Here is a 24,751-nt window from a genome sequence, read left to right on the forward strand (position 1 = left end):
GCGGAGGCCGGGTACGGGCATCGTGCGCCGCATCGGCTACATGTGCCCGGCCTTCACCACTATTCAAAACTGGAGACACCATGCATCCGCGCAGCAGATTCACGCTCGGCGCCGCGCTCGGCGCCCTTTCCGTCGTGTTCGTCAGCGCCTGCGGCGGCAACGACGTGACCGATACGCCGCAGCCACCTCCTTCGTCCAGCACGCCCGCGCTCGCGGCGAACTCGCTGCAGGCGCTCGTCTACGGCGCGCCCGACACCAGCGTGCCGGCCGGCACGAACATCCCGGTCACGATGATGGGCCAGATGCGCGCGCTGTTCGACCTGATCCGGAAATCGCCCGATTTCACGCAGGTCGTGATGGATCTCGGCGACGGCACGCCCGTCCACGTGCTCGACACGAATACCGGCGACAAATTCCTGCCCGGCAAGCTCGCGCTCGGCCTGTCGTACATCCTGATCGACATGAAGTCGAAGAACGACCCGCAATACGCAAGCTACCTCGCGACGTACCAGGCGATCACGACCGCGATGATGGCGCAGTCGGGCGGCAACTACACGTATGCGAACACGTCGTGGGGCGAGTACTACTACCTCGTCGCGCTGAACAACCTGAAGGCGCACGGGATGCTCAACGAAGTCTTCAGCGACGCGATGCTCGCGACGCTGCAGCAGCGGCTCACCTTCTGCGACATGTTCGGCCCCGATGCAAGCGGCAAGACCAGCACGTGCCCGGCCGCCGGCACGCCGATCGACATCGCGTCGCTCAACACCGCGCAGAACTACTATGCGGTGTCCTACGGCATTGCCGGGCTGCGCCAGAAGCTCGGCTGGAGCAGCCCGTCGTTCGCATCGAAGACCGACCCGGCGGTCGCGACGATGAACGCGCGCGACGCACTGCTGTACACGCTGACGAACCACATTCGCAACGACTCGTCGGGCGGGTTCTCCGACGAAGCATCGAACACGCACACGACCTACTACGACCAGGCGCGCTTCGACCGCTACAGCACGCTGCTGATCGGCGAAGTGGTCGAGCGCACGTTCGAGATGGGCAACGAAGCGAACCTCACGCCGGAGCTGAAGGGCTATCTGCGCAAATCGGTCGACCTGATCCTGCCGCAGCTGAACCCCGACGGCCAGGGCTTCAACTACGGCCGCTCGATCGGCCCGTACGGCGATTCCGCGTTCATGGAGGTGCTGACGGCCGCGGCCAATGCCGGCGTGCTGACCGACCGGGAGAAACAGGTTGCGTACGCATTCATCTACCAGGCCGCGCGTCGTTTCGACACGTACTGGTACGATCCGTCGCTGCCGACGCCGTCGGTGAACATGTGGGTCAAGGGTCGCGGCACCGACACGTATCGCGGCAAGCCGCGCGTGATGGGCGAAAACTTCAGCCTGTTGCACCAGTACCTGTACGTGAACGCGTGGTGGAACAAGCTCGGCTTCGGCGGCCAGGCGCCGATGGCCGATGCCGACTACCGCGCGTGGCTCGACGCGCTGCCGCGCTACACGCTCACCTGGTACAACCAGCCGGGCGATGCCGCGCATCCGTACAGCGCCGCGCTGCTCACCGTGCGCGACGGCCGTCGCGTGATCAACCTGAATCTCAGCCAGGCGCCCGACTACAACTCGTACACGCCGTATTACCCGGTGCCGTTCTCCGACAAGCTGATCTACGGCACGACCGACCTCGGCTATGCGCTGCTGGTGCCGCAGGTGACGTACAACGCGAAGACCTACATTCCGGTCACGTACTACAGGAACCTGAACGTGCAGGAAAGCAACGGCCAGGTGATCGTGTCGTTCGATACGACGAAGTTCCGGCTCGCGTCGAAGAACGCCGCGTACACGACGGATCTCGACCTGCAGGTGCACACGGTGCTGACCTTCGCGCACGGCTCGGTCTCGCGCAGCGATACGCTGAGCTCGGGCACGCTCGCGGGCAACCTCGCGGTCGAGACGGATTTCACGTCGTTCGCGGATTTCGCGTCGACGCAGGCCAATGGCGACGGCGTGTCGGTGACGTACGCGAACAGCGCCGCGACCGGCTATGCGGCATCCGGGTTCGACACCTGCGCGCTGTCCGCCTTCGACACGGTGAACGGCGCGACGAATCCGTTGTCGACGACGCCGATCGGGCAACTGCATTCGAACTTCGCGTGCACGACGAAGCCGTTCGCACTCGGCGCAGGCGCGACCCGCACGGTCGGATGGACGCTGAAGTACGCCGATCCGGCGTGAGCGGGGCAAGCACCATCCCGTGACCGTTCCCGAAGCCGGTTGCCGAAACCGGCTTCGGGATCATTCAGCATCCGGGCGCGCGCTCACCACCACCCCGACCCCGCCATATACGCGCCGAGCGCGATCAGCCCGACGAAGAAGCAGCGCTTGAACGTCTTCTCGCTCATCACGCGCCGCGCATATTGCCCGCCGGCCATCCCCGCCAGCGCGGGCACGAGCGCGAGCGCCGACACGCCGAGATCGACCGTCTGCAGTGCGCCCGTCACGCGCAATTGCAGGCCGAGCACGATCGTCGACGCGGTAAACGACAGCCCGAGCGCCTGGATCAGATCGTCCTTCGACAACCGCAGCGCCTGCAGGTACGGCACCGCCGGTACGACGAACACGCCGGTGGCGGCCGTCACGACGCCCGTCAGGTAGCCGACCACGGCCGACAGCCATTTTTCGTGGCGCCCCGGCGCGGGCAGCCGCGCGGCCGCCAGCCCCCACAGCCCGTAAAGCACCAGCACCACGCCGAGCGCCGCGTGCGTCCACGTGCTGCCGGCCGCGAGCGCCGGCAACCCGCCCGTCAGCGTACCGACCGTCAGGCCCGCGAGCAGCGGCCACAGCCGGCGCAGCAGCGCGCCGAACGACGGACCGAGCCACAACTGCCACACGTTGGTGATGAACGACGGCACGAGCAGCAGGCTCGCCGCGGCCGACGGCGGCATCGCGAGCGTCAGCAGCCCCATCGCGATCGTCGGCAGCCCGAGCCCGATCATGCCCTTCACCGCGCCGGCCAGCAGGAAGACCAGCACGATGATCGTCAGCGTATGAATTTGCATGGCAGGCATTCCGTCCGTCGAGTACGGCGCCGATGGTGCCTGCCCGCCATGCCGCCCGCCATCTGGTTTTGCCTGAGGCTGGCTCGGGCCCGCCCGTCGGGCCTGTCAGCCCGGCGATTCGACCCCGTGGATCACCCCCGGCCCTGCTCGCTGTCGAGGTGGGCCATTTGAGCGGCCGGATAACGCTCGCCGGCAGCCGCCCCGGCGGGAACCGCCGCTTCGATGCGGATGAGATCATCGACCGTTAGTTGCAATTCAGTCGCCAGCAAACCGTCCTGCAGTTGCGAGCGCTTGCGGGCGCCGACCAGCGGCACGATGTCGGTCCCGCGCGACAGCGCCCACGCGATCGCGACCTGCGCCGGATTGCTGCCTTTCTCGTCGGCGATCGCGCGTAGCGCGTCGACGAGCGCGAGGTTGTGCGCGAGGTTTTCGCCCTGGAAACGCGGGCTCGCCGCGCGGAAGTCGCGCTCGCCCTGCCGCGCCGCGGTCCAACGGCCGCCCAGCAGCCCGCGCGACAGCACGCCGTAGGCCGTCACGCCAATGCCGAGCTCGCGGCATACGGGCAGGATCTCGGCCTCGATCCCGCGCGACAACAACGAGTATTCGATCTGCAGGTCGGCAATCGGCGCGACGGCCGCCGCGCGGCGGATCGTGTCCGCGCCGGCTTCCGACAGCCCGATATGGCGCACGTAGCCGGCCTTCACGAGATCGGCGATCGCGCCGACCGTTTCCTCGATCGGCACCGCCGGATCGACGCGGGCCGGGCGATAGATGTCGAGGTAGTCGGTGCCGAGCCGCTTCAGCGAGTACGCGACGAAGTTCCGGATTGCCGCGGGCCGCGCGTCGTAGCCGGCAAACCCGCCGGCCGGATCGCGCAATGCGCCGAATTTCACGCTGATCCGCACCTGGTCGCGGGTGCGGCCGCGCAGCGCGTCGCGAATCAGCATCTCGTTGTCGCCCATGCCGTAGAAGTCGCCGGTATCGAGCATCGTGATCCCGTGGTCGAGCGCCGCGTGCAGCGTCGCGATGCTTTCGTCGCGGTCGGCCGGCCCGTAGAAATCCGACATCCCCATGCAGCCGAGTGCGATCGCCGATACCTGCGGGCCCGTGCGGCCCAGTTGACGCCTGTCCATGTCCGTTTCCTTCAAATGGTGAGTGGATGAAACGGATTCTGGACGCGCGACGCCGCGCGATAAACGCGAAACGCTCCACCAAACCATTCGACGCTGATTAACAATGGAGCCTGGTTTCCTCCCGCCAAGGTTCTCGTCCGCATGGATCATCTGCAAGCAATGCGCATCTTCGCGCGCGTCGCCCATCTCGGCAGCTTCACGAAGGCGGCCGAGCAACTCCAGTTGCCGCGCCCGACGGTCAGCAACGCCGTCCAGTATCTGGAAAAACACCTGAAGATCCGGCTGCTGCAACGCACGACGCGACGCGTCGCGCTGACCGCCGAGGGCGCGACCTACTACGAACGCTGCGTGCGGTTGCTGGCCGATCTCGACGACGCCGAAACGCTGTTCGAGGATGCCGGCGCGTCGCCGCGCGGCGTGATCCGCGTCGACCTGCCCGAACGGTTCGCGCTGAACCAGGTGATTCCGGCGCTGCCGGATTTCCACGCGCGCTACCCCGACCTGCGCGTCGCGATCAGCGCGACCGACCGCTTCGTCGATCTCGTCGCGGACGGCATCGACTGCGCGGTGCGGGTCGGCGCGCTGTCCGACACGTCGCTCGTCGCGCGGCGCGTCGGCGAGATGGCCCAGATCAATTGCGCGTCGCCCGCCTATCTCGCGCGCCACGGCACGCCGCGCTCGCCGGACGATCTGCCGGACCACGTCGCGGTCGGCTATTTCTCGAGCCGCACGGGCCGCGAGCTGGACTGGGAATATGCGGACATGGATTCAGGCGAGATGCATACGGTGAAGATGCACAGCGTCGTGTCGGTCAACAGTTCGCAAGCGTATCTCGCGTGCTGCCTCGCGGGCCTCGGGCTGATCCAGGCGCCGCGCGACGGGCTCGCGCCGCTGCTCGCCGACGGCTCGCTGGTCGAGGTGCTGCCGGAATGGCGTGCCGGGCCGCTGCCCGTATCGGTGGTGTTTCCGACCGGCCGGCATCTCGCGCCGCGCGTGCGGATCTTCGTCGACTGGCTCGCGGAAACGCTCGGCGGCCTGCGCCGGGCGGACTGACGACGGTCGTGCCGGGGGCCGTGCGCCCCGGCACGACACCCGGTCAGAACTTGTGACGGATCGCGGCGCGCACCGAGAACTGGTTCGCCGATGCCGACGGGCCATCCGTCCCGACGACATAGCCGCCGTCGGCCGCCGTGCCCGTCTTGTCGCCGGCCACCTTCTGCCATGCACCCTGCAGGTACACGTCGGTGCGCTTCGACAGGCTGTAGTCGGCCATCAGGCCGACCGTGTGGTACTTCGGCTTGAACGAGCCGGCCGCCGCATCGTACTTGCCGTCCGTGTACACGTACTGCGCGCCGAGATAGAAATCGGGCGTGAGCTGGTACTTGCCGTTGACCTCGAAATTCTGGAACTTCGTCGCGGTCAGCCCGAGGCCGGCGAACGTCGACGCCGGCAGGTAGACCGTCGATACCGGGTTCTTCACGTCGGTCTTCGTGTAGACGAAGCCGACCGTGGCCGGGCCGAACGTGTAGTTGACGCCGCCGCCGAAGATGCGCAGCCGGTCGGCGACGAAGTTCGCGTCGTCGGCCGCGATCGCGCCCGCGCTGCCGATGCCCGGGTTGTTCGCCTGCAGGTACGCGGCCGCGACCTGCAGCCCGGCCAGCGAATACTGCGCGCCGATGCTGTACTGGCGGTTGTTCGAGAAGCCCGTGCTGTTGCTGAAGCTGTACGTGCCGCCGAACGTCAGGCCGTTCCAGTCGGCGCTCGCGTACTTGACCGTGTTGTTGACGCGGAACGAGTTGTCCGTGTTGTCGTTGTCGAACGGGTGCGAGAACAGCGTGCCGCCCCAGTTGCCGTTCGCGGTCAGCGGCGCGAGATAGTCGACGACGGAATCGTACTGGCGGCCGAACGTCAGCGTACCGAAGCGCGATTCGGACAGCCCGACGAACGCCTGACGGCCGAACATGCGGCCGCCCTGGCCGAGCCGGCCGTTGTTCACGTCGAACCCGTTTTCCAGCGTGAAGATCGCCTTCAGCCCGCCGCCGAGATCCTCGCTGCCCTTCAGGCCCCACCGGCTGCCCTGCGCATACCCGCTCGCGAGCTGGTAATTCGTCTTTCCGACCCCATTGACGTTGACGTTGTTCGTGTAATTGAAGCCTTCGTCGATCAGGCCGTACAGCGTCACGCTGGTCTCGGCGAAGGCCGGCGCGGCGAAGGCAGCGAGCGCGGCGGCAAAAATGACGTGCTTCTTCATGACGGATCTCCGGAGCCGAGGGCCGGGCAGGCCGAGCGCCCGGCGAATGTTGGTCTGTTGTATGTGTGGCCCGCAGGGCGGACGACGCGGTGTGCGGCCGCGTGAGGACAAAATGGTGTCACGTCGGAAACCGTCCGTCCATCGGGTGCGGGTCGTCGCATGCAAAGCGTTGCGCTCGCCCAACTGCGCCGTTGCGCGGACAGCCTGACCGGGCTTATCGGCAGCGGCAGGCCGGACCGCCATCCGCGTAAACCCGGCAGGCGTCGCTTCGATGGCACAATGCGCATCCGTTCGCCATTTCTTCACGAAGTCATGCTTCACCCCGATTCATGCGCGGCGCGTGCCGGCCGTGCACGCGGCCCGCGCCGGAAGGCGCTCCGATGACCGCGCCGGCCCGGGCCGGCCGCTACGCCGAGCTCGATTTCTTCCGCGGCCTCGTGCTGCTCGTCATCGTCGTCGACCACATCGGCGGCAGCATCCTGTCGCGCGTCACGCTGCACGCGTACGCGCTGTGCGACGCGGCCGAGGTGTTCGTGTTCCTCGGCGGCTTCGCGACCGCCATTGCGTACAACTCGCTCGCCGAGCGGCACGACGAGGCCGCCGCGCGCCAGCGCTTCATCCGGCGGGCGTTCGAGATCTACCGCGCGTTCCTCGTGACGGCCGGCCTGATGCTGCTGATTACCGCCGCGCTGAATGCGTTCGCGATCGACGGCCCGAACATGCCGACCAACGATCTCGACGGGCTGCTGCACAAGCCGCTCGCCGCGCTGCGCGACATCCTGCTGTTCCGCCGCCAGCCGTACCTGGCGTCGGTGCTCCCGATGTACGCGTTCTTCGCGCTGCTCGTCCCGCTCGCGCTGCCGCTCGCCCGCACGCAGCCGTGGCTGATGCTCGCGTTCAGCGGATCGCTGTGGTACGCGGCGCCGCACGTCGCGCGCTTCTTGCCGACCGTCGAAGGCGCGCCGTGGGACTTCAACCCGTTCGCGTGGCAGTTCCTGTTCGTGCTCGGCGTGATCGCGCGCTGCCAGCCGGTCTACCAGACGCTCGCGCCCCGGCCGCAGGGCTGGCTGCTGACGGCCGCGTCGCTCGCGATCGTCGCGGCCGGCGCGTACTACCGGCTGCGCATCGAGCCGTTCCCGACCGATCCGTCGATCAAGCAGAATCTCGGCGCGCTGCGGCTCGTGAACTTCCTCGCGATCGCGTGGCTCGCCGCCAAGCTCGTGCACCTCGGCTGGATGAAGAAGGTCGCGCACGCGATGCCGTGGATCGGCACGATCGGCCGGCAGGGGCTGCTGTGCTTCGTCGCGGGCACCGGCATCTCGCTCGCGGTCGATTCGCTGCTCTACCAGGCGACCGAAGGCTATCTCGACGTGCCGCTCGGCCTGACCGCCGACGCCGTCGCGATGGGGCTGCTGTATCTCGTCGCCAAGCTCTACGGTCCGCTCGTCGCGCGGCTGCCGTTCCGTTCGCGGCCATGACGCGCCGCGCCGTCATGCGCCGCTGCTACGATAGCCGGCGCCTCCCCTGAAACGATTCGCCATGCGCCGACTCGCCCTTCCGTTCGCCCTCGCCCTGATCGCCGGCGCGATCGCCACCGCCCATGCCACGCCGCCGGCACCGGCGCCCGCGGCATCGCCCGCGCAGCCGCCGGCCGTCCAGACCGCGACGACCCCGTCGACCGCGCAAGAGCCGTCCGTCAATCCGGGCAGCAGCGTCGTGCTGCGCACGTTCCGCTCGGCGTCGCTGAAGCGCGACTGGTCGTACACGGTCTACCTGCCGCCCGGCTACAACCCGGAAGGCGCGCGCTACCCGGTGATGTACCTGCTGCACGGCAACGCGGGCAACGCGAACGACTGGGTCACGCAGGGCCGGCTGCAGGCCACCGCCGACACGCTGATCGAGCGCCACGACATCCCGCCCGTCGTGATCGTGATGCCGCAGGGCGGCACCGACTGGTACGTCGACCGCAAGGAGAAGATGCAGAGCGCGTTCCTCAACGACCTGCTGCCGGAAGTCGAAGCGCACTTCGCGGTGTCGAACCAGCGCGCGGGCCGCGCGATCGGCGGTGTGTCGATGGGCGGCTTCGGCGCGCTGCGCTTCTCGCTGCTCGAACCGGGGCTGTTCTGCGGCGCGATGCTGCTGAGCCCCGCGATCTATGCGAACGAGCCGCCGCTCAATTCCGCCGCGCGCTACGTCGGCGTGTTCGGCGATCGGCAGTTCGATTCACGCGTATGGCACGAGCTGAACTACCCGGCGCTGCTGCGCGGCTATTTCGCGCGCAGCTGGCGCGTGCCGATGTTCATCGCGGCCGGCGACGACGACCTGACGATCCAGGCGGAGTCGAGCGTGCTGTATACGCATTTGCGCCGCGCGCAGAATCCGGCCGAACTGCGCATCGTCGACGGCGGGCATACGTGGGACGTGTGGCGCGGGTTGCTCGGGCAGGGGCTGAGGTATGCGTTGGAGTGTGTGAAGTAAAACGGGGCTGAACGCGCCCGGGCACGGCGCCAGCACGTGCGCGATGCCGGCCGCCCCGCTTGCGTCACACCTCCGCCCCAATCGTCTTTGCCATCCTGAGCGCCAGCGCATACCCGGTCAGCGTCGGATTGACCACCGACGAACTCGGGTGCACGGCCGTGCTCGCGATGAACAGGTTCGGATGATCGTGCGTCCGGCAATCGCGGTCGACGACCGAATCGGCCGGATCGTTGCCCATGATCGTGGTGCCCATGATGTGAGAACTCGGCACCCACGCATGGATGTCGTTCACGATCTCCGTCGCACCGAACACCTGCTGGAAATCGCGGTAATCGTCGAGCACTTGCGACGCCGCACGCAACGAATAGTCGTACACGTCGTAGTCGGTGCGCGGCGTCGGCAAACCGAGCGCATCCTTGCGATCGCCGAGCGTCACGCGGTTGCGCGGGTCGGGCAGGATCTCGACGTAGCTCGCGATCTTCAGATAGCGCGCCGCGTCGTGGCGGATCCGTGCATCGAGCGCGTCGCCGACGACACCTTGCGCGATCAGCCGCCGCGTGACGATCTCGTTCGGCACCGTGTTGTCGAGAAAATGCCGGATCGCGCCGTGTTCGCGACGAAACGCGCCGTCGCGCCGCGTGTTGATGCTGCCTTGCTGCGTCGGACCACGACCGGCCCACAACGGTTCGCGCGCGAGCATCGCGATCGCGCGGCCGGTGTGTCCCATCATGTTGCGGCCCACCTGGCCCGACGTGTTCGCGACATCCGACATCAGCAGCAGCTTCGGAATCTCGACACCGTGCGCCGCGAGCACGAAGGTCCGCGCGGTCAGGCGCGTGCTGTTGCCATCCGGCGTCATGTAGTGGATCGCGGCGATCTTGCGATTCTCGCCGCGCTCGATCTTGTAGACGACCGCATTCGTCAGCAGCCGCGCGCCCTGCGCGACGGCGCGCAGCACCGGACGATCGCCGGAGAATTGCGCGCCGATCGGGCAGATCGGCGCGCAGTTGTTGTTGCCGGCGCAGGTCGGCCGGCCCTCGTAGGGCCGCGTCGCGCGCGCGTTGGGCTCGTCGACGAAACGATGACCGATCGTCGCGACCTTTTCCGCGACCTGCTGCGTCAGGTACGACCATGGCTGCTGACGCATCGGGTAAGGCTTCGAGCGCGGCGGGAACGGCGCGCCGCCCTGCCCGCTCTGGTCGTCGGTGTCCGAGCCCGACACGCCGATCTGTTCTTCCGCGAGCTGGTACCACGGCTCGAGCTCGTCATAACCGATCGGCCAGTCGCGCCCCTGCCCGTACAGGCTGTGCAGCCGGAAATCGTTCGGCAGCATGCGCCACGTCGCGCCACCCCAGTGCCACGTCGTACCGCCGACGAGCCGCAGGAACGACGGCTTCTGCAACACCGGGCCGACACTGTCGATGTAGCGATCCGAATAGCGGCCGGTGGACGACTTCGGCGCCCACGGCAGATCCGGATACGGGCCGTTGTAGTCCGACTTGTTGCCGTAGTTGCGGAACGCGCGAACGAGCTCGGCCCGCTTCACGTCCGGCCCCGCCTCGATCACGATGACGGACTTGCGCTGCTGCGTCAGCGACTGCGCCACGGCGCCGCCCAGGATGCCCGCGCCGATGACGATAACGTCCGCGTCATAGGAACTGCTCATGATTTCGATCCTCGTTCGAAGGCGGCTCAGCCGGCGTCGGCGGCCGGGCGTGCGGTCCAGTACTCGGGGCGCGCGCGGATGTAGGTTGGAATGACCGTGACGTCGGAGGTCGGCTCGAACATCAGCGCGGTTTCGTAGCCGACCATGCGCGCCTGCCCGCCGTGACCGACGCTGCCGGTGTAGAAGGCTTCGATGATGGCCAGCGCCGTCGCGCGCAATTCGGGGGCGGCGACGCCCAGCGTGCGCACGAACCTATCGACCGGCTGCGTGCCCGTGCCGATCGCGACGGCCAGCGCGCGCAGCCGTGCGGGGAATTCGCGGTCCTGCTCGACGAGGCCGTCGTAGACCGACTGCACGTAGCGCGACGGCAGCGCCGAACGGCGCGTCAAGTACGCGGCCGCCCCGGCAAAGTCCCGCAGCGGCACGGCCTGCGGCGCGGTGGCCGCACGCGCGATCAGCATGCCGGCCGGCAACGCGGCGGCAAGCGCCGCACCGGCCGACAGCTTCACGAGCCGGCGGCGCTGCACATCCGGTGCGCCGCTCACATCGAAATCGTTCATCGCGTGCCTCTCCTGTCAGTGGGCGGGCGCCGTGCGAATCTTCGCGACCTCGGCCGCGCTCACGCGGGCCCGGCCGTTGCCGAATCGTTCGCTCAGGTAGTTCACCAGCGTCACCACTTCGTCATCGTCGAGTTCGGTCTGGAACGCCGGCATGAAATAGTGCGTGGCGCCGTTGTTCACGCTCGCGCCATGCATGACGACCTGCAGCAGGTTCGACGCGGTGGCGGTGCCGACCGCGCTGTTGGCGAACAGCGACGGGAAGAAACCGTCCGTCGTGCCGGCGCCCGTCATCCCGTGGCAGCTCGCGCAATGATCGAGGTAGAGCGACGCACCGGCCGGCGTCTGCCCGCCCGCGGCGGCCGCGGCGCGGATCGCGAGGTAGTCGTCGGCGGGACGCCCCTGGGTCGAACGCGGTGCGGTATCGGCGCCCTTCGCGGCGGGCACGGTCGACAGATACACGGCGATCGCGTTCAGATCGCGTGCGCTCATCCGGCTGAAGCTGTGCTCGACCGCCTCCGCCATCGGGCCCGCGGCCTGCGCCTTGCCCGGGACGTTGCCGGTACGCAGGTACTGGACGATCTGCGCGGTCGTCCACGTGCCGATGCCCGCGTCGCGATCGCGCGTGATGTTGAACGCCTGCCAGCCGGCGAGCGGCGCGCCGGCGAGATAACCGACGCCGGTTTCGTCGTACGCCAGCTCCTGCATCCCGATGCCGCGCGGCGTATGGCAGGTGCCGCAGTGCGCGGCGCCCTGCACGAGGTAGGCGCCGCGATTCCACTCGGCGTCCCGCCCGGGTTTCGGCACGTACGCGCCTTCGCGCAGATACAGCGCGTTCCAGATCTTCAGCGGCCAGCGTACGGTCAGCGGCCACGGGAAATCCGGCGCGCGGTTCGGCTGACGCACCGGCGCGACGCCCTGCATGAAATACGCGTACAGGTTCGCGATGTCGTCGTCGCTGAACTTCGTGTACGACGGGTACGGCATCGCCGGGTACAGGTTGCCGCCGTCGCGCCGCAGCCCCTTGCGCAGCACGTTCGCGAAGTCCTGCTCCGAGTAGCGGCCGATCCCCGTTTGCCGGTCCGGCGTGATGTTGGTCGAGTAGATGTTGCCCATCGGCAGCGGCATCGCGAGACCGCCCGCGAACGGCTGACCGCCCTGCACCGTATGGCACGCGACACAGTCGGCCGCGACGGCCAGCGCCTTGCCCGCGGCGACGCGATCGGCCGCCTGCCCGGCCGCCGACGCGGAGGTCGCGATGAGGAAAAGCACGACAAGGGCGGAAAGGCCGGGCAAACGCATGGAAATCGTTCCTGGAGGAATCCGGTGGAAAAAGCGGTTTCGGGCGCTTTTGCGATGCGGCCCTCTATTCATTCGAAGGCACCGACCGCTTGGCGTGGCCGCACTATATCATCTTCTGTATCGATACACTAAATCGATACAGACTTGCCATTCGGGTAATAATCAGCGAGTGCTCGATCAGCGCCGCGGGATCGATCGCGCTTTGCAAGCGTGCGCGAACCGGCGCGGCGCGCATTTCGACTACATTGCCGAAGTGGCGATGACATCGGTCATCGCCGGCCTCCCCTTACTCGACCCGCAGGAAACCCAGCCATGTCTGTCTCGAAGAAATTCGCCGCCGTCACGGGCGCCGGCTCCGGCATCGGCCGCGCCGCGGCCCTCGCGCTTGCCCAGGCCGGCTTCACCGTCGCGCTGCTCGGGCGCACGGAGGCGTCGTTACGCGAAACGCAGGACGCGATCCGCGCCGCCGACGGCGACGCGCAGGTGTTTCCGGTCGACGTCACCGACGAAGCGTCGGTCGACCACGCGTTTGCACGGATCGCGCAACAATTCGGCCGGCTCGATGTCCTGTTCAACAATGCCGGCCGCAACGCCCCGGTCGTTTCCCTCGATGAATACGAGCTCGACGTGTGGAACAGCGTCGTCGCGACGAACCTGACCGGGGTGTTTCTGTGCGCGCGGGCCGCATGGCGGATGATGAAAGCGCAGACGCCGCAGGGCGGCCGAATCATCAACAACGGCTCGATCTCGGCGCACGCGCCGCGCCCCGACACGATCGCGTACACGGCCACCAAGCACGCGGTGACCGGGATCACGAAGTCGCTGGCGCTGGACGGCCGCCGGTACAACATCGCATGCGGCCAGATCGACATCGGCAACGCCGCGACGTCGCTCACGGAACGGATGACGCAAGGCGTCCCGCAAGCGGACGGCAGCCTGGCGCCCGAAGCGCGGATGGACGTCGCGCATGTCGCGAACGCGATCGTGCAGATGGCGAATCTGCCGCTCGACACCAACATCCTCAACATGACGATCATGGCGACGGCGATGCCGTTCGTCGGTCGCGGATAGCGGGCGCCGAGGTCATACCGGGAGGCCTCGTCCACGAACGGATGCAATGCCTCCCGTCGCTCGATGCGCGTCACCGGTCGGGCCGGTGCAGCACGCCGCGCCGCGCGTGTTCCGTCAACGTATCTTCTTTTTCTCGCCGGTCGACGGCGGCTTACATACGACGAACCGACGACGGTCCTGCCCCTGAACGACATAGGCACGGCGCGGGTACGAAAGGATTGAGCGGCCCCGCAATAGAGCCAGATGGAATGCGAACGCGCGGCGTTACGCCCGCAGGATATCCTCGGCGACATGCTCGAACGGCACGCGCCCGTGGCGAAGTTCCACCGTTGCGTCGCTTTCGAAGCCGATATGGCCGTTGTTCAGCCCGCGATTCAGTTCGATGAAACCATCGATCGCGGCAGTCGAGAACGGGTTCATCGCGAGCACCCCGGCCCATGCGGACGGCTCGAGCGCCACCGGTCGCACCGGCCGATTCAGCACGCGCGCAAAGGCATCCGCGATGTCGGCCGGTGAATACGCGCTCGGCCCCGCCAGCCCGACCTTCCGGACACCGTTCCAGTCTTCCTGCAGCATTTCCGCCGCAACGCGGCCGATGTCTTCGGTCGCGACCATCGGGATCGCCCGTTCGACCGGCCCGAGCAGACTCGGCAGGATACCCTGCACGCGGACCGGCTCGACGACGCGCGCCCAGTTCTCCATGAAGTAGGCGGCCCGCAGGAACGCGACCGGTATGCCCAGTTCGGCCAACCGCTGCTCGGCCGTCCGGTTGGTCGCAATCACGCCGGTGCCGGCCGACCGGTCCGCGCCGACCGACGACAGCAACACGAGTTTCGGCAAGCCCGTCGCGCGAACCGCCGCGGCGACGGCACGCGCCGTCACGTCCGCGTGCCCGAACAGATTTTCCAGCGCATAGTTGGGCGGCTTGACCAGATACGCACCGCGCGCGCCGGCGAACGCCTGCATCAACGCAGCGGAATCGGCCAGATCGGCAACCACCACTTCCGCACCCAGCTCCGCCCAGCGCACCGCCTTCGCTCGATCGCGCACGACCACGCGAACCGGAACCCCTGCATCGATCAGCACCCGGGCGGCGACGGCCCCCGTGCGTCCTGTGACGCCCGTGACAACGTACATGTGTTCTCCCAATAGCCGCTCCACCGGTTGGAGCGATGGTTTCGATGATGTACGCTGACCTCACATAACTCAAATGCATACCGATCATGTCAAACATGCACGAAGCGGATTTACGGTCCGTCGATCTCAACCTGCTCAAGCTGCTCGACGCATTGCTCAAGGAACGCAGCGTCACGCGTGCCGGCATGCGGCTCGGCCTGACCCAGCCCGCTGCGAGCCGCGCGTTGGGCCGGCTGCGCACGCTGCTTCACGATCGTGTCGTCGTGCGCACGCCGAAGGGGCTGGAATTCACGCCGCGCGCGGCATCGCTTGCGCAGCGCGTGTCGCGTGTACTGACGGAAGCGGCAGGCATCGTCGCGCCTGCGGTGTTCGACCCGGCCACCGCGCGCGGACTGTTCTCGATCGCGAGCCTTGATCACATGGCGTTGACGCTGATTCCGGATGTGAATGCGCGGCTGGAACGAAGCGCGCCGGGACTGGATCTCGATGTTCCGCCGTCACGCAGCAATAACGTCGAACTCGTGACGGATGGCACCGCAGGTATCGCGCTCGGCGTATTCGACGACGATACGTTGCCCGCCGGCATCTATCGTCGAAAGCTCTATGACGACAATCTGGTCTGCATCGTGCGGAACGGGCATCCAGCACTGTCGGCGCGGCTGACACCGAAGCGTTTCGCCGCGCTGTCGCACGTGCTGGTGACGATCGGCGGCCGGGGTGGAGAACTCGTCGACGCAGCGCTCGCGCGGCAAGGGCTGCACCGGCGGATTGCAATGCGGCTACCGCATTTCCTGGTGGCGCCGATGGTGGTCGCGAAGAGCGACATGACGCTAGTGCTGCCGCAACGGTTGGCGCGGCATGTCGCGTTGTCGATGCCGGTCACGCTCGTGAAGTTGCCGGTCGAGGTGCCGTCTTTCTCGCCGTCGATGATCTGGCACGAACGCACACACGACGATCCCGCGCATGGTTGGCTGCGGCAGCAGATCGTGGAAGTTGCGCGGGAGATGGGGCGCTAGGTATGGCCTGCAGGCGTACGCGACGCATCGCGCTCGGCGCAACCCGCTTCTCTGTCACACATCCGGATCCGGAATCCGCGCCGACTGAATCACCACCAGCGTATCGCCCGCCTCGATCCGGCACGGCGGATCCTCGTAAAACGAATGAATCTTCCCGCAGCGGTCGAGCCCGACCACGATCGCGCCCGGCACGACGTTCGTCAGGCAGCCGATTTCATGCGGCAACGCCTCGCGCTCCAGCAGCGTCGCGCGCCCGCGCGTCGACAGCATGTCGTTCACGAACGGCACGATGTAGCGGCTATGGACCGCGTCCGCCAGCAACAGCGCGCCGATCTTCGTCGACGACACGATCACGTCCGCGCCGGCCTGCCGCAGTTGCCGCTGGTACAGGTTCTCCTGGATCCGCACGACGATCTTCGTATCGGGCGCGATGCTGCGCACCGACAGCGTCAACAGGATCGCGGTCGGATCGTCCGTCACCGAAATGATCACGGCCTTCGCCGCGCGCACCTGCGCCTGCTGCAGCAGATCCTCGTGCGCCGGATCGCCGAGCAATCCCGTCACGCCAAGCGACGTCGCCGCCTCGAGAGCCTGCTGCTGCGAATCGATCACGATGATCGTCGCCGGATCGACGCCGCTCTCCAGCAACTCGCGCACCGCGATCGACCCCGACAGGCCATAACCGCACACGACGATGTGATCGGACAGTTGCTTCTGCAGGCGTTTCATGCGGAATTCCTCGATGACGCGCTGGATCACGAACTGATACGCCGTGCCCAGGAAAATGAACCAGATGCCGATGCGGATCGGCACGATGAAGAACGCATCGAGCAGGCGCGCCCGCGCCGTGACGGGCACGATATCGCCATAGCCGACCGTCGCGACCGTAACCATCGTGAAGTACACGAGATCGGCCACGGTCATCGGCGTGCTCTTGGTCGAATCGCGCAGGCCGTCGCGATCGAGATACAGCACGAGGAACGCGAGCGTGCACAGCAGCACGACCGCACCGAGGCGGAACAGCAGCGTGCGCCGCGGCGAGGTCGCCGGGCGCGTGAACAGCGTGCGCGCACGCGGCGCCTGCCACGGATTGCGGGCGCGGCGCAAGCGCATGCGCAACGAGCGGCGCTGATCGGATGGCGTGGCCAACGGGGAATCTCCTGAAGGATGCGGGCTCGATTCTACGACGGGAACGCGTGCGCCCGGCCGTCACAGCATGCTGCGCGGCCGCACCATCGTGCCGTCGACGAAACGCCGTGCGCGAAACGCCGACAGGTCGAGCGACGGCGCGCCCGTGTCGATCCATTCGGCAAGCAGCCGGCCGACGATCGGCCCCATCGCGAAACCGTGACCGCAGAACCCCGTCGCGATCGCGAGCCCCGACGGCGTGCCGGGCGCATCGATCACCGGAATGCCGTCGGGCAGCACGTCGATCAGGCCGGCCCACGCCTCGACGATCTGCGCATCCTTCAACGCGGGAAAGATCGCCTTGAGCTTCGCGAGCGCACGCGGCGCATGCGCGCGATTCGGTTGCGGCTGCGGATCGCGCGGCTCGATCGGCCCGGTCGTGCCGTGGATGCGGGCGAGCACGTCGCGCCATGCGGATGCATTCAGGTGCAGCCGGAATTTGTCGCGCTGCGACCAGAACTCCGGCCAGAAGAGGCTCAATCCGCGCAGGTGGCCGAGCGTCAGATCGACGTCGACCTGCATGTCGTCGGCGAGATTGATCGCGCCGTTCTTGCGCTGCCGGATGCCGAGACCATGGCCCCACACGGTCGCCGCGGACACCGGCGCGACCACGTTGGTGCGCATGCAGGTGCCGCGCACGGCCTGCTGCGGCAGCCGGATGCCGACGCCGTCGAGCAGCCGGAAACTGGTCGCGCCGGCCGCGCAGATCACGCGCCGCGTGCGGATCGTGCCGCGTTCGGTCGCGACGCCGACGACCGCGCCGCCGGCCGTCTCGATCGCGGTGACGCCGCAGCCTTCGAAGAAACGCGCGCCGGCCTCGGTCGCGCGCGCCGCGAACGCGGCGGCCACGCGGCGCGGCTCGGCCTGCCCGTCGGTCGCCGTATACAAGCCGCCGAGGGTACGCGCCTGCGTCGACAGCCCGCTCACGCGTTCGTCGATCTGGGCGCGCGTCAGCGTGCGCGTGTCGAGCCCGTGCTCGCGCGCGACGGCGAGCCATGCCTGGAACGACGCCCAGTCGTCTTCGTTGTCGGCCAGGTACAGGCAGCCGCCCTGCCGCCATTCGAGATCGAAGCCGAGTTGTTGCTCCAGGCCTTCCCAGATTCGCATGCCGGCCATCATCAGCGGCACTTCGGCGGATTCGCGCCCCTGCTGGCGCACGAAGCCCCACGCGCGCGTCGATTGCTGGCCGGCGATGCGCGACTTGTCGAGCACGACGGCTTTCAGGCCACGCAGGCCGAGGTAGTAAGCGGCCGCGCAGCCCATGATGCCGGCGCCGGCGATCACGACGTCGGCCTCGACCGGAAACGCCGTAGCGGCGTGGCTCAATGCGTCGTGCAGCGGATAAGTGGTGGTCATTGTTTTCTGTCGGGTATCAATGCATGGCCGGCCAAGCTTATCGCGGCAACGTCGTCACATGAAGCGGGCGGCACGCGATCCGGACCCTGCCCCATCCCCACATCCAGGCTCGCCCGCCGACCGGCCCCGTTTTTTCGGCTTGACGATTCCGGTTCGGCACGAGATAAACTGTATATCCATACAGTGTCATCGCAGTAAAAATGATCCTCCCCCCATTCGATCCTCCCAAGCTGAACGACCTCACCGAATGGTGGACGCACTGCACCTACGCGGACGTGCAGCGCCTGATACTCGAAGTGCAGCACCTCCGCCTGACGCTGTGGGAATTGAAAGCCCACGTCGCGGACGCATCGCGCCGCATCCGCGTGCTCGATCCGGACATGCTCGCGCATGGGTCCGCGCTTCGGCGGCTCGGCTACCTGCTCGAAAAGGAAATCGAGCGCGCGAATCCGATCGGCCGCACGCGCGACGTGTATGCGCCGTTTTCGGACGAATGGCGTGCCCGCGCGGCACTGCGCAGCGCGTTGCGCGCGCAGCCCGAGCCGGCCGAGGCCGGCACGCTGCCGTGCACGATTCCGGAATTTCAGCGCATCACGTGGGCCGAGCTTCGCGATCGCTGGCGTCACCTGAGCGACAGGAAATCGAATCGGCAGAACGTCGAGCAACGGATGGTGCTCGAGATTGCGCGGCAGCGATCCGTGATCCTGGCGCGGGCGCGCAAGCTGGTCGATGCCGCGATCGCCGAAGCGGCGGCGGACGGCAAGCAACTGTTCGCGCTGGATCAGCTCAAACGGCTGCTGTCCGTCGAGCGGGAAGACGGCGAGCCGTTCCTGTACATGCCGGCGTAGCGCGAACGCGCGACCGATGCATGCCGGCTCGACGACGACATGTCGAACGCTCGATCAGCCACGCGGCGATTCAGCCGGAACTGCGGTCTGCGCGGGAGCAGCCGCTGCCCAAGCGCCGTCAGTGCGAATAGCGCGTTTGAGTGCCTGCCGCGCGGTCGAACGGCTGCAGCCTCGCAAGCTGCTCGATGCTCATCGTGACGACTTCGAGCACATGCCGCGCGATTTCGTCGTCGGCCATGCCGGCGTCGACGTACTGCTCGATGCTCATCGTGCGGGGCGGATAGCTGCCGGTTTCGTCATCGACGATGTCGATCCGGGCCGTACGCCGCTCCGGCGACAGCACGACCTGGACAGTTTTGCCGTGAACGACGGTCTGCATGCACAAAGTGGACATTCGCAGTCTCCAATTGCGTTGCCTTCGGACGATCGATATCTCACAACAGGAGTCGTCAATCTACAAATTTCCGGGCGCATTCGCAATATTCAGGCAGGAATTCCAGCCGTTCGGGGCGCCGCGCCGCCGGTCAACCGGAGGCCCGCATTGCACGGGCACGGGCACACGCGGCACTACCTACGCATAGCGGCTCAACCACTCTTCGGAGAATTGTCTCGCGTACGCGACCGCTTCGGCTTCGGTATCGAATTCACCCAGCTTGCGGAACGCAGCCTCACGGCTGAAACCCACCTTCGTGACCTCGACCTGCGCGGCGTATTTGCCGGTCTCCGTCACGCGCGGCTCGCAGTTCATTTCGTATCCGCGCATCAAGAATTTCTTCTGCATCGGTTCAACACTTTTTTGAGACGGCGAAATCGTAGCATGCAGCTTCGTCGACTTCGCAAATGTATCCACGCCGGTTTCACTAGAAGAAACCGTCGATCGATCGCCCTGCCAGCGCCTCCGCCGGCCGTCGCGCGATATCCTGCAAAACGGGCCCAATACCTCGGTTCGGGCGAGCATGCGCCCTGCGTTGGTGCATCGCGCGGCGATTACCTGCCGCCTTGGGTGGAATCGCATCCCGGCCCACCGGAATCCGGGCCGACCGGCGTCGAACGCACCGTCGCGCCCGCGCGCTCGGGCCGGTCGAGCGTAACTTCATGACACACCTTTCACACAAACGCACCTTTCACAACACTGAATGACGACCATTTTGCGGTAAAGTTATCTTTTCCGTGCGTGGCCGGTCGGCTCGCCATTGGACGTCATGAAGACTGTCCGCCGAGACTGCCGCAAGGCGTCGTTCTGAACGTCACGATCCGTTCCCGTAGCATGACCACTGAAGCAATCACCACGGATTCCCTCGCGGTTGCCGAGCGCGTGCGCGAGCTGATGACCCGCAACGGCATCGGCAAGCGCCAGCAGACCACCGAGCTGTGCCGCATCCTCGATCTGAGTTTCTCGCAAGGCCACCGCAAACTGCGCGGCAGCAGCCCCTGGACGCTCGCGCAGATCAAGAAAGTCGCCGAAGCGTACGGCGAACCCGCCGCCCAGTTGTTCGGCGCGCAAACGCTCGACCCCGGCATGGTCGGCGCCTATTCCCAGGAAGCCGTCCTGTATGCGGGCGTCGCCGAGATTCCGTGCACCGCCTGGATCGGCGCGCCGCTCGAAGCCGGCGCGCGCCCCGAGTTCGTCGCGTACGAACAGAACGGCCGCTGGCGCGTGCTGCGCCATACCGGCGTGCTGTACCAGAACGCGTACGACGTGCACAAGATCGAGATCTACCCGCGCCGCGCGGAGAGCGACAAGCTCGTCGTCGCGGTGATCGACCCGGATCGCGTCAGCGCGACCGAGCTGTGCCGCTATCTCGAACGGCAAGGTTTCGCGACGGCCGCATTCGACGGTCTCGCGCCGTTCGTCGACGCGCTGCAGGGCCAGGCCTTCGACGCGGTCCTGACCGAATGGCTGTTCGACGACAGCACGGCCGCCACCGCGATCAAGGCCGTGCGCACGTCCGACAACCCGGGCGCGCCGATTTTCGTGCTGACGGGCGACCTGCTCACCGGCCGCGCGAGCGAAGCCGACATCAGCGAAGTGATCCGCGCGTTCGACGTGGTGTGCTACGAAAAACCCGCGCGCATGGCGATCCTCAGCGCCGATCTCGCGAAGCGGCTCGCGCGCGGCTGACGTCCGCCGGGTCGGCCGCCCGTCGAATGGCCACCGCCCGCGCCGCGGGCATGAGCGGGTTCCTCAGTACAATAGCCGCACCCGTTCACGCCCACGCCGGCATCCGCCGCCCGACGCCATGGCCCGCCTCATCCCCGACGACTGGAAAAGCCTCGCCGCGACCGGCGCGGCCGAACGCGAGCGCGAAACGCTCGCCGCGCTCGAACACGCGCTGCCCGACGGCTACACCGTGTATCACGGCGTCCACTGGACACGCGCCGACCAGGCGTTCTCGGTGTTCGGCGAAGCCGCGTTCGTCGTCGTGAGCCCGGCCGGCCGCGTGCTGCTGATCGAGCAGAAAGCCGGCTTCCTGCGCGAAACGCCGAAAGGGCTCGTGAAGGTCTACCTGCAGAAGGAGCGCAATGTCCCGATCCAGCTCGCGCGCACGCAGGAGACGCTGCACCGGCGCCTGACGGCCGCGCTCGGCGCGGGCGTCTACGGCGTCGAGGCGCTGCTGTACTGCCCCGACTACGCGATCCGCGACGCGTCGATCGCCGGCGTCGCGCCCGAGCGCATCGTCGATGCGTCGCGCAAGGCGCAGCTCGGGCAGGTGATCCTGCAGATCCTGCCCGAGGCCGACGAACCCTTTCCGAACGCGCCGAAGCTCCACCATTTCCTCGCGGACGAGCTCGCGCTCACGCCCGACACGAGCGCACTCGTCGGCCAGGCCGGCACGCTCGTCACCCGGCTGTCGGGCGGGCTCGCCGCCTGGGCGCGCCAGCTCGAATTCGCGCCGTTCCGGCTGCGCGTCACCGGCACCGCCGGCTCGGGCAAGACGCAGCTCGCGGTGCGGGTGATGCGCGATGCCGTCGCGGCCGGCAAACGGGTGCTGTACGTCTGCTTCAACCGGCCGCTCGCCGATTACATCACGCGCATCGCGCCGCCCGGCGCGAAGATCGCGAACTACCACCAGCTGTGCGACTGGGTCGCGCGCGACGGCGGCTATACGCCCGATTTCCAGGTGCCCGGCGAATTCGAACGGCTGGAGGCGCGCTTCGCGCAAGCGCCGATTCCCGAGCGCTGGCGCTTCGACGTGCTGGTCGTCGACGAAGGGCAGGATTTCCATGCGCCGTGGGCCGCCGCGCTCGAGCGCCTGCTGGCGCCGGACGCCGCATGGTGGTGGCTGGAAGATCCGCTGCAGAACCTGTACATGCGCGAACCCGTCGCACTGCCCGGCTGGGTCACGCTGAAGGCACTCACGAACTACCGCAGCCCGCGCGACCTGCTCGAATTCGTGCGCGACGTCGTCGGCCGGGTCGAGCCGCTCGCGGCCGAACTGCGCTCGGGCAGCCCGTTCGACGGCTCCGATCCGTCGGTGTCGGCCTACGGGGACGATGGCGCGTCGGGCGACGCCTCGGCGCAAGCCTGCATCGACGCGACCAAGCGTGCGATCACGCACGCGTTGTCGCTCGGCTTCCGCAAGCAGGACATCGCGGTGCTGTCGTACCGCGGCCGCGAAGGCTCGGTGCTCGCGCCGCTCGACCAGCTCGGCCCGCACCGGATCAAGCGCTTCACCGGCAAGTACGACCTGTTCGGCAACCCCGAGTATCGCGACGGCGATGTGCTGCTCGATTCGATCTACCGTTTCAAGGGTCAGTCGGCGCCGTGCGTGATCCTCACCGAAGTCGACTTCGACACGCTCGACGCGCGTGCCGCGCGCAAGCTGTTTGTCGGTGCGACGCGCGCGACGATGAAGCTGCTGATCGTCGCGTCGTCGCGCGCGGCCGCGCAACTCGCAACGGGTTGACGCCGCGGGTCGACGCGGCCGGCGAGCGAGCGCCGGCCCGTCATCGCGCCGCCGTCATTTCGGTTCAGGCGACGCGGAACGCGCCGACCGCGCGACGCAGCCCATCCGCCTGTTCCTCGAGCGACGCGGCGGCCGCGGCCGCCTGCTCGACGAGCGCCGCGTTCTGCTGCGACACCTGATCCATCTGCGACACCGCGCGGTTCACCTGCTCGATCCCGTCGCGCTGCTCGCTCGACGCGGCCGCGATCTCCGTCATGATGCCCGTCACGCGGCCGATCGCCTGCTGGATGTCCTGCATCGTCGTGCCGGCCATGCCGACGAGCCGCGAGCCGGTCGCGACCCGTTCGACCGATTCGCCGATCAGCGTGCGGATTTCCTTCGCCGCGGACGCCGAGCGCTGTGCCAGCGTGCGCACCTCGCCCGCGACCACCGCGAAGCCGCGGCCCTGCTCGCCCGCGCGCGCGGCTTCCACCGCCGCATTCAGCGCGAGGATGTTGGTCTGGAACGCGATGCCTTCGATCGTGCCGATGATGTCGGCGACCTTCTGCGAGCTCTGGTCGATCTCGTTCATCGTGCCGATCACCTCGCCGACGACCGTCGCGCCGCGCGTCGCGATCTCGCTCGCGCTGTCCGCGCAGGCCTGCGCCTCGAGCGCGTGGTCGGCATTCTGCTTCACGGTCGCCGTCAGTTGCTCCATGCTCGCGGCCGTTTCCTGCAGCGCCGATGCTTGCTCTTCGGTGCGCTGCGACAGGTCGGTGTTGCCGGCCGCGATCTGGTGCGTCGCCGTCGAGATCGCTTCCGAACCCTGGCTGACCTGGCGCACCGTATCCGCGAGGCTGCGCTGCATGCCGGTCACGCCCTTGACCAGCTCGGCCATCTCGTCGCGCGACGACCAGCGCACTTCCGACGTGAGGTCGCCCTCCGACAGGCGGCGGAAATGCGACAGCAGACGATTCACCGGCTGCGTGATCGCGAAATGCAGGCCGATCGCGCAGCCGAGGCACGCGGCCAGCCCGAACGCGATCCCCGCGATCGCGCCCATCCGCATCCAGCCGTAATAGGTCTGCGCGGTGTCGTACACGTCCTTGCCGCGCGCGGCCTGGTACGCATCGAGCGCGTCGGTCGCCTGCGTGAGCGCGACCGACAACGGCGGCGCGACGGTCATCAGCAAGCGGTCGGCTTCGTCGCGCCGCCCTTCGCGGATCGCATCGATCATCGGCTTCAGCGCCTGCCCGATCAGCGCCTGGCGCGCGGCATCGAGGCGGCTCGCGAGCGGGCCTTCGTCGTCGCCGTGCGGCATCGCCGCGTAGCTGCGCCACGCCGTGTCAGCCTTCGCGAGATAGCCCTCGGCCTTCTTCACGAGTTCCGATACGTCCGGCGCTTCCGGATGCAGCAGCGCACGGTCGAGCGTGGTGCGCACGATCGTCAGGTTCAGGCTCGCCGCGGACAGCGCGGTCTTCGCGGCCAGTTGCCGCGTATAGGCCTCGTCGAGCGCACGATTCGAGCTCTGCATGCCCGCGAGGCCGATCAGCCCCGATACGACGAGCAGCACGGCGACGAGGCCGAGCGTGGAGAAAATCCGCGTACGGATCGAGAAACGGGAAAACAGGGCGTTCAGGTTCATGACGGCACGTGAGCGATGAAAAGTGCCGCGGCAATCGGTCCGCGGCACTCTGGATTACGGTTTGCCTGCAAAAAACTTGAGTCCATCCCCGCTTTCCGGCTGATCGTGGTCAATTTTTCTTTCGGGCGGGCAATCTCCTGTTACGACTG

General features: G+C 67.6%; 21 protein-coding genes. 9 read left to right on the plus strand and 12 right to left on the minus strand.

The annotated features are described in order from the left end of the window. Positions 1–80: 80 nt before the first annotated feature. Positions 81–2,243, plus strand: coding sequence for a hypothetical protein (locus tag H0X90_RS09350; RefSeq protein WP_102898570.1), 2,163 nt, complete (start codon positions 81–83; stop codon positions 2,241–2,243). Positions 2,244–2,326: 83 nt separating this feature from the next. Here H0X90_RS09350 and H0X90_RS09355 read toward each other — a convergent pair whose 3' ends face one another. Next, positions 2,327–3,067, minus strand: coding sequence for a sulfite exporter TauE/SafE family protein (locus H0X90_RS09355; RefSeq protein WP_006496972.1), 741 nt, complete (start codon positions 3,065–3,067; stop codon positions 2,327–2,329). A 131-nt stretch (positions 3,068–3,198) separates the two neighbouring features. Then, positions 3,199–4,200, minus strand: coding sequence for an aldo/keto reductase (locus H0X90_RS09360; RefSeq protein WP_006489795.1), 1,002 nt, complete (start codon positions 4,198–4,200; stop codon positions 3,199–3,201). Between the two features lie 141 nt (positions 4,201–4,341). On the opposite strand from H0X90_RS09360, the gene H0X90_RS09365 reads away from it, so the two are divergent. Further along, the gene (locus tag H0X90_RS09365) at positions 4,342–5,253 is read left to right on the plus strand and encodes a LysR family transcriptional regulator (RefSeq protein WP_077189365.1); all 912 of its coding nucleotides are present in this window, start codon (positions 4,342–4,344) and stop codon (positions 5,251–5,253) included. Positions 5,254–5,296: 43 nt separating this feature from the next. Here H0X90_RS09365 and H0X90_RS09370 read toward each other — a convergent pair whose 3' ends face one another. After that, entirely contained in the window at positions 5,297–6,451 is a 1,155-nt protein-coding gene (locus H0X90_RS09370) for a porin (RefSeq protein WP_006489833.1), read from the minus strand. Positions 6,452–6,831: 380 nt separating this feature from the next. Between H0X90_RS09370 and H0X90_RS09375 the strand changes: the two genes are divergently transcribed. Together H0X90_RS09375 and H0X90_RS09380 are read left to right on the plus strand one after the other, a co-directional pair. Next, the gene (locus tag H0X90_RS09375; protein ID WP_006489829.1) at positions 6,832–7,929 is read left to right on the plus strand and encodes an OpgC domain-containing protein; all 1,098 of its coding nucleotides are present in this window, start codon (positions 6,832–6,834) and stop codon (positions 7,927–7,929) included. Between the two features lie 61 nt (positions 7,930–7,990). Then, entirely contained in the window at positions 7,991–8,929 is a 939-nt protein-coding gene (locus H0X90_RS09380; protein ID WP_006489813.1) for an esterase family protein, read from the plus strand. A gap of 64 nt (positions 8,930–8,993) precedes the next feature. Here H0X90_RS09380 and H0X90_RS09385 read toward each other — a convergent pair whose 3' ends face one another. Genes H0X90_RS09385 through H0X90_RS09395 form a run of 3 tightly spaced genes read right to left on the minus strand, consistent with a single transcriptional unit; the run spans position 8,994 to position 12,454 of the window. Further along, positions 8,994–10,595, minus strand: a complete 1,602-nt coding sequence (locus H0X90_RS09385) for a GMC family oxidoreductase (protein WP_006489815.1) — start codon at positions 10,593–10,595, stop codon at positions 8,994–8,996. Positions 10,596–10,621: 26 nt separating this feature from the next. Next, positions 10,622–11,155: a sugar dehydrogenase complex small subunit gene (locus H0X90_RS09390; RefSeq protein ID WP_077189364.1), complete on the minus strand. Its 534-nt coding sequence runs from the start codon at positions 11,153–11,155 to the stop codon at positions 10,622–10,624. A 15-nt stretch (positions 11,156–11,170) separates the two neighbouring features. Continuing rightward, positions 11,171–12,454, minus strand: a complete 1,284-nt coding sequence (locus tag H0X90_RS09395) for a c-type cytochrome (RefSeq protein ID WP_006489831.1) — start codon at positions 12,452–12,454, stop codon at positions 11,171–11,173. 312 nt (positions 12,455–12,766) lie between these two features. Between H0X90_RS09395 and H0X90_RS09400 the strand changes: the two genes are divergently transcribed. Then, positions 12,767–13,525 carry an SDR family oxidoreductase gene (locus H0X90_RS09400; protein WP_060268218.1) on the plus strand — a complete coding sequence of 253 codons (759 nt, stop codon included), beginning with the start codon at positions 12,767–12,769 and terminating at the stop codon, positions 13,523–13,525. A 264-nt stretch (positions 13,526–13,789) separates the two neighbouring features. Here H0X90_RS09400 and H0X90_RS09405 read toward each other — a convergent pair whose 3' ends face one another. After that, positions 13,790–14,662 (minus strand): NmrA family NAD(P)-binding protein, encoded by an 873-nt coding sequence (locus H0X90_RS09405; protein ID WP_060268215.1) that lies wholly within the window; start codon positions 14,660–14,662, stop codon positions 13,790–13,792. 86 nt (positions 14,663–14,748) lie between these two features. Here H0X90_RS09405 and H0X90_RS09410 point away from each other — a divergent pair, with 86 nt between their 5' ends. Further along, on the plus strand, positions 14,749–15,678 hold the full coding sequence (locus tag H0X90_RS09410) for a LysR family transcriptional regulator (protein WP_226244752.1): 930 nt from the start codon (positions 14,749–14,751) through the stop codon (positions 15,676–15,678). 54 nt (positions 15,679–15,732) lie between these two features. Here H0X90_RS09410 and H0X90_RS09415 read toward each other — a convergent pair whose 3' ends face one another. Further along, positions 15,733–16,827 carry a TrkA family potassium uptake protein gene (locus H0X90_RS09415; protein WP_012493390.1) on the minus strand — a complete coding sequence of 365 codons (1,095 nt, stop codon included), beginning with the start codon at positions 16,825–16,827 and terminating at the stop codon, positions 15,733–15,735. Between the two features lie 60 nt (positions 16,828–16,887). Further along, positions 16,888–18,222, minus strand: coding sequence for an FAD-binding oxidoreductase (locus H0X90_RS09420; RefSeq protein WP_077189363.1), 1,335 nt, complete (start codon positions 18,220–18,222; stop codon positions 16,888–16,890). 200 nt (positions 18,223–18,422) lie between these two features. On the opposite strand from H0X90_RS09420, the gene H0X90_RS09425 reads away from it, so the two are divergent. Next, positions 18,423–19,070, plus strand: coding sequence for a hypothetical protein (locus H0X90_RS09425; protein ID WP_006485969.1), 648 nt, complete (start codon positions 18,423–18,425; stop codon positions 19,068–19,070). 118 nt (positions 19,071–19,188) lie between these two features. Here H0X90_RS09425 and H0X90_RS09430 read toward each other — a convergent pair whose 3' ends face one another. Both H0X90_RS09430 and H0X90_RS36180 read right to left on the minus strand, forming a co-directional pair. Continuing rightward, on the minus strand, positions 19,189–19,464 hold the full coding sequence (locus H0X90_RS09430) for a hypothetical protein (RefSeq protein WP_012493391.1): 276 nt from the start codon (positions 19,462–19,464) through the stop codon (positions 19,189–19,191). A 177-nt stretch (positions 19,465–19,641) separates the two neighbouring features. After that, on the minus strand, positions 19,642–19,851 hold the full coding sequence (locus H0X90_RS36180; RefSeq protein ID WP_011547465.1) for a hypothetical protein: 210 nt from the start codon (positions 19,849–19,851) through the stop codon (positions 19,642–19,644). 486 nt (positions 19,852–20,337) lie between these two features. On the opposite strand from H0X90_RS36180, the gene H0X90_RS09440 reads away from it, so the two are divergent. Both H0X90_RS09440 and H0X90_RS09445 read left to right on the plus strand, forming a co-directional pair. Beyond that, positions 20,338–21,192 (plus strand): helix-turn-helix domain-containing protein, encoded by an 855-nt coding sequence (locus H0X90_RS09440; protein ID WP_006485970.1) that lies wholly within the window; start codon positions 20,338–20,340, stop codon positions 21,190–21,192. Between the two features lie 118 nt (positions 21,193–21,310). Further along, positions 21,311–22,978, plus strand: coding sequence for an ATP-binding domain-containing protein (locus tag H0X90_RS09445; RefSeq protein ID WP_077189362.1), 1,668 nt, complete (start codon positions 21,311–21,313; stop codon positions 22,976–22,978). Between the two features lie 64 nt (positions 22,979–23,042). On the opposite strand, the gene H0X90_RS09450 is transcribed toward H0X90_RS09445, so the two are convergent. Continuing rightward, entirely contained in the window at positions 23,043–24,602 is a 1,560-nt protein-coding gene (locus tag H0X90_RS09450; protein ID WP_006496958.1) for a methyl-accepting chemotaxis protein, read from the minus strand. Between the last annotated feature and the right edge of the window lie 149 nt (positions 24,603–24,751).

Source organism: Burkholderia sp. 9775_39, from assembly GCF_015712225.1.
GTDB lineage: Bacteria > Pseudomonadota > Gammaproteobacteria > Burkholderiales > Burkholderiaceae > Burkholderia > Burkholderia cenocepacia.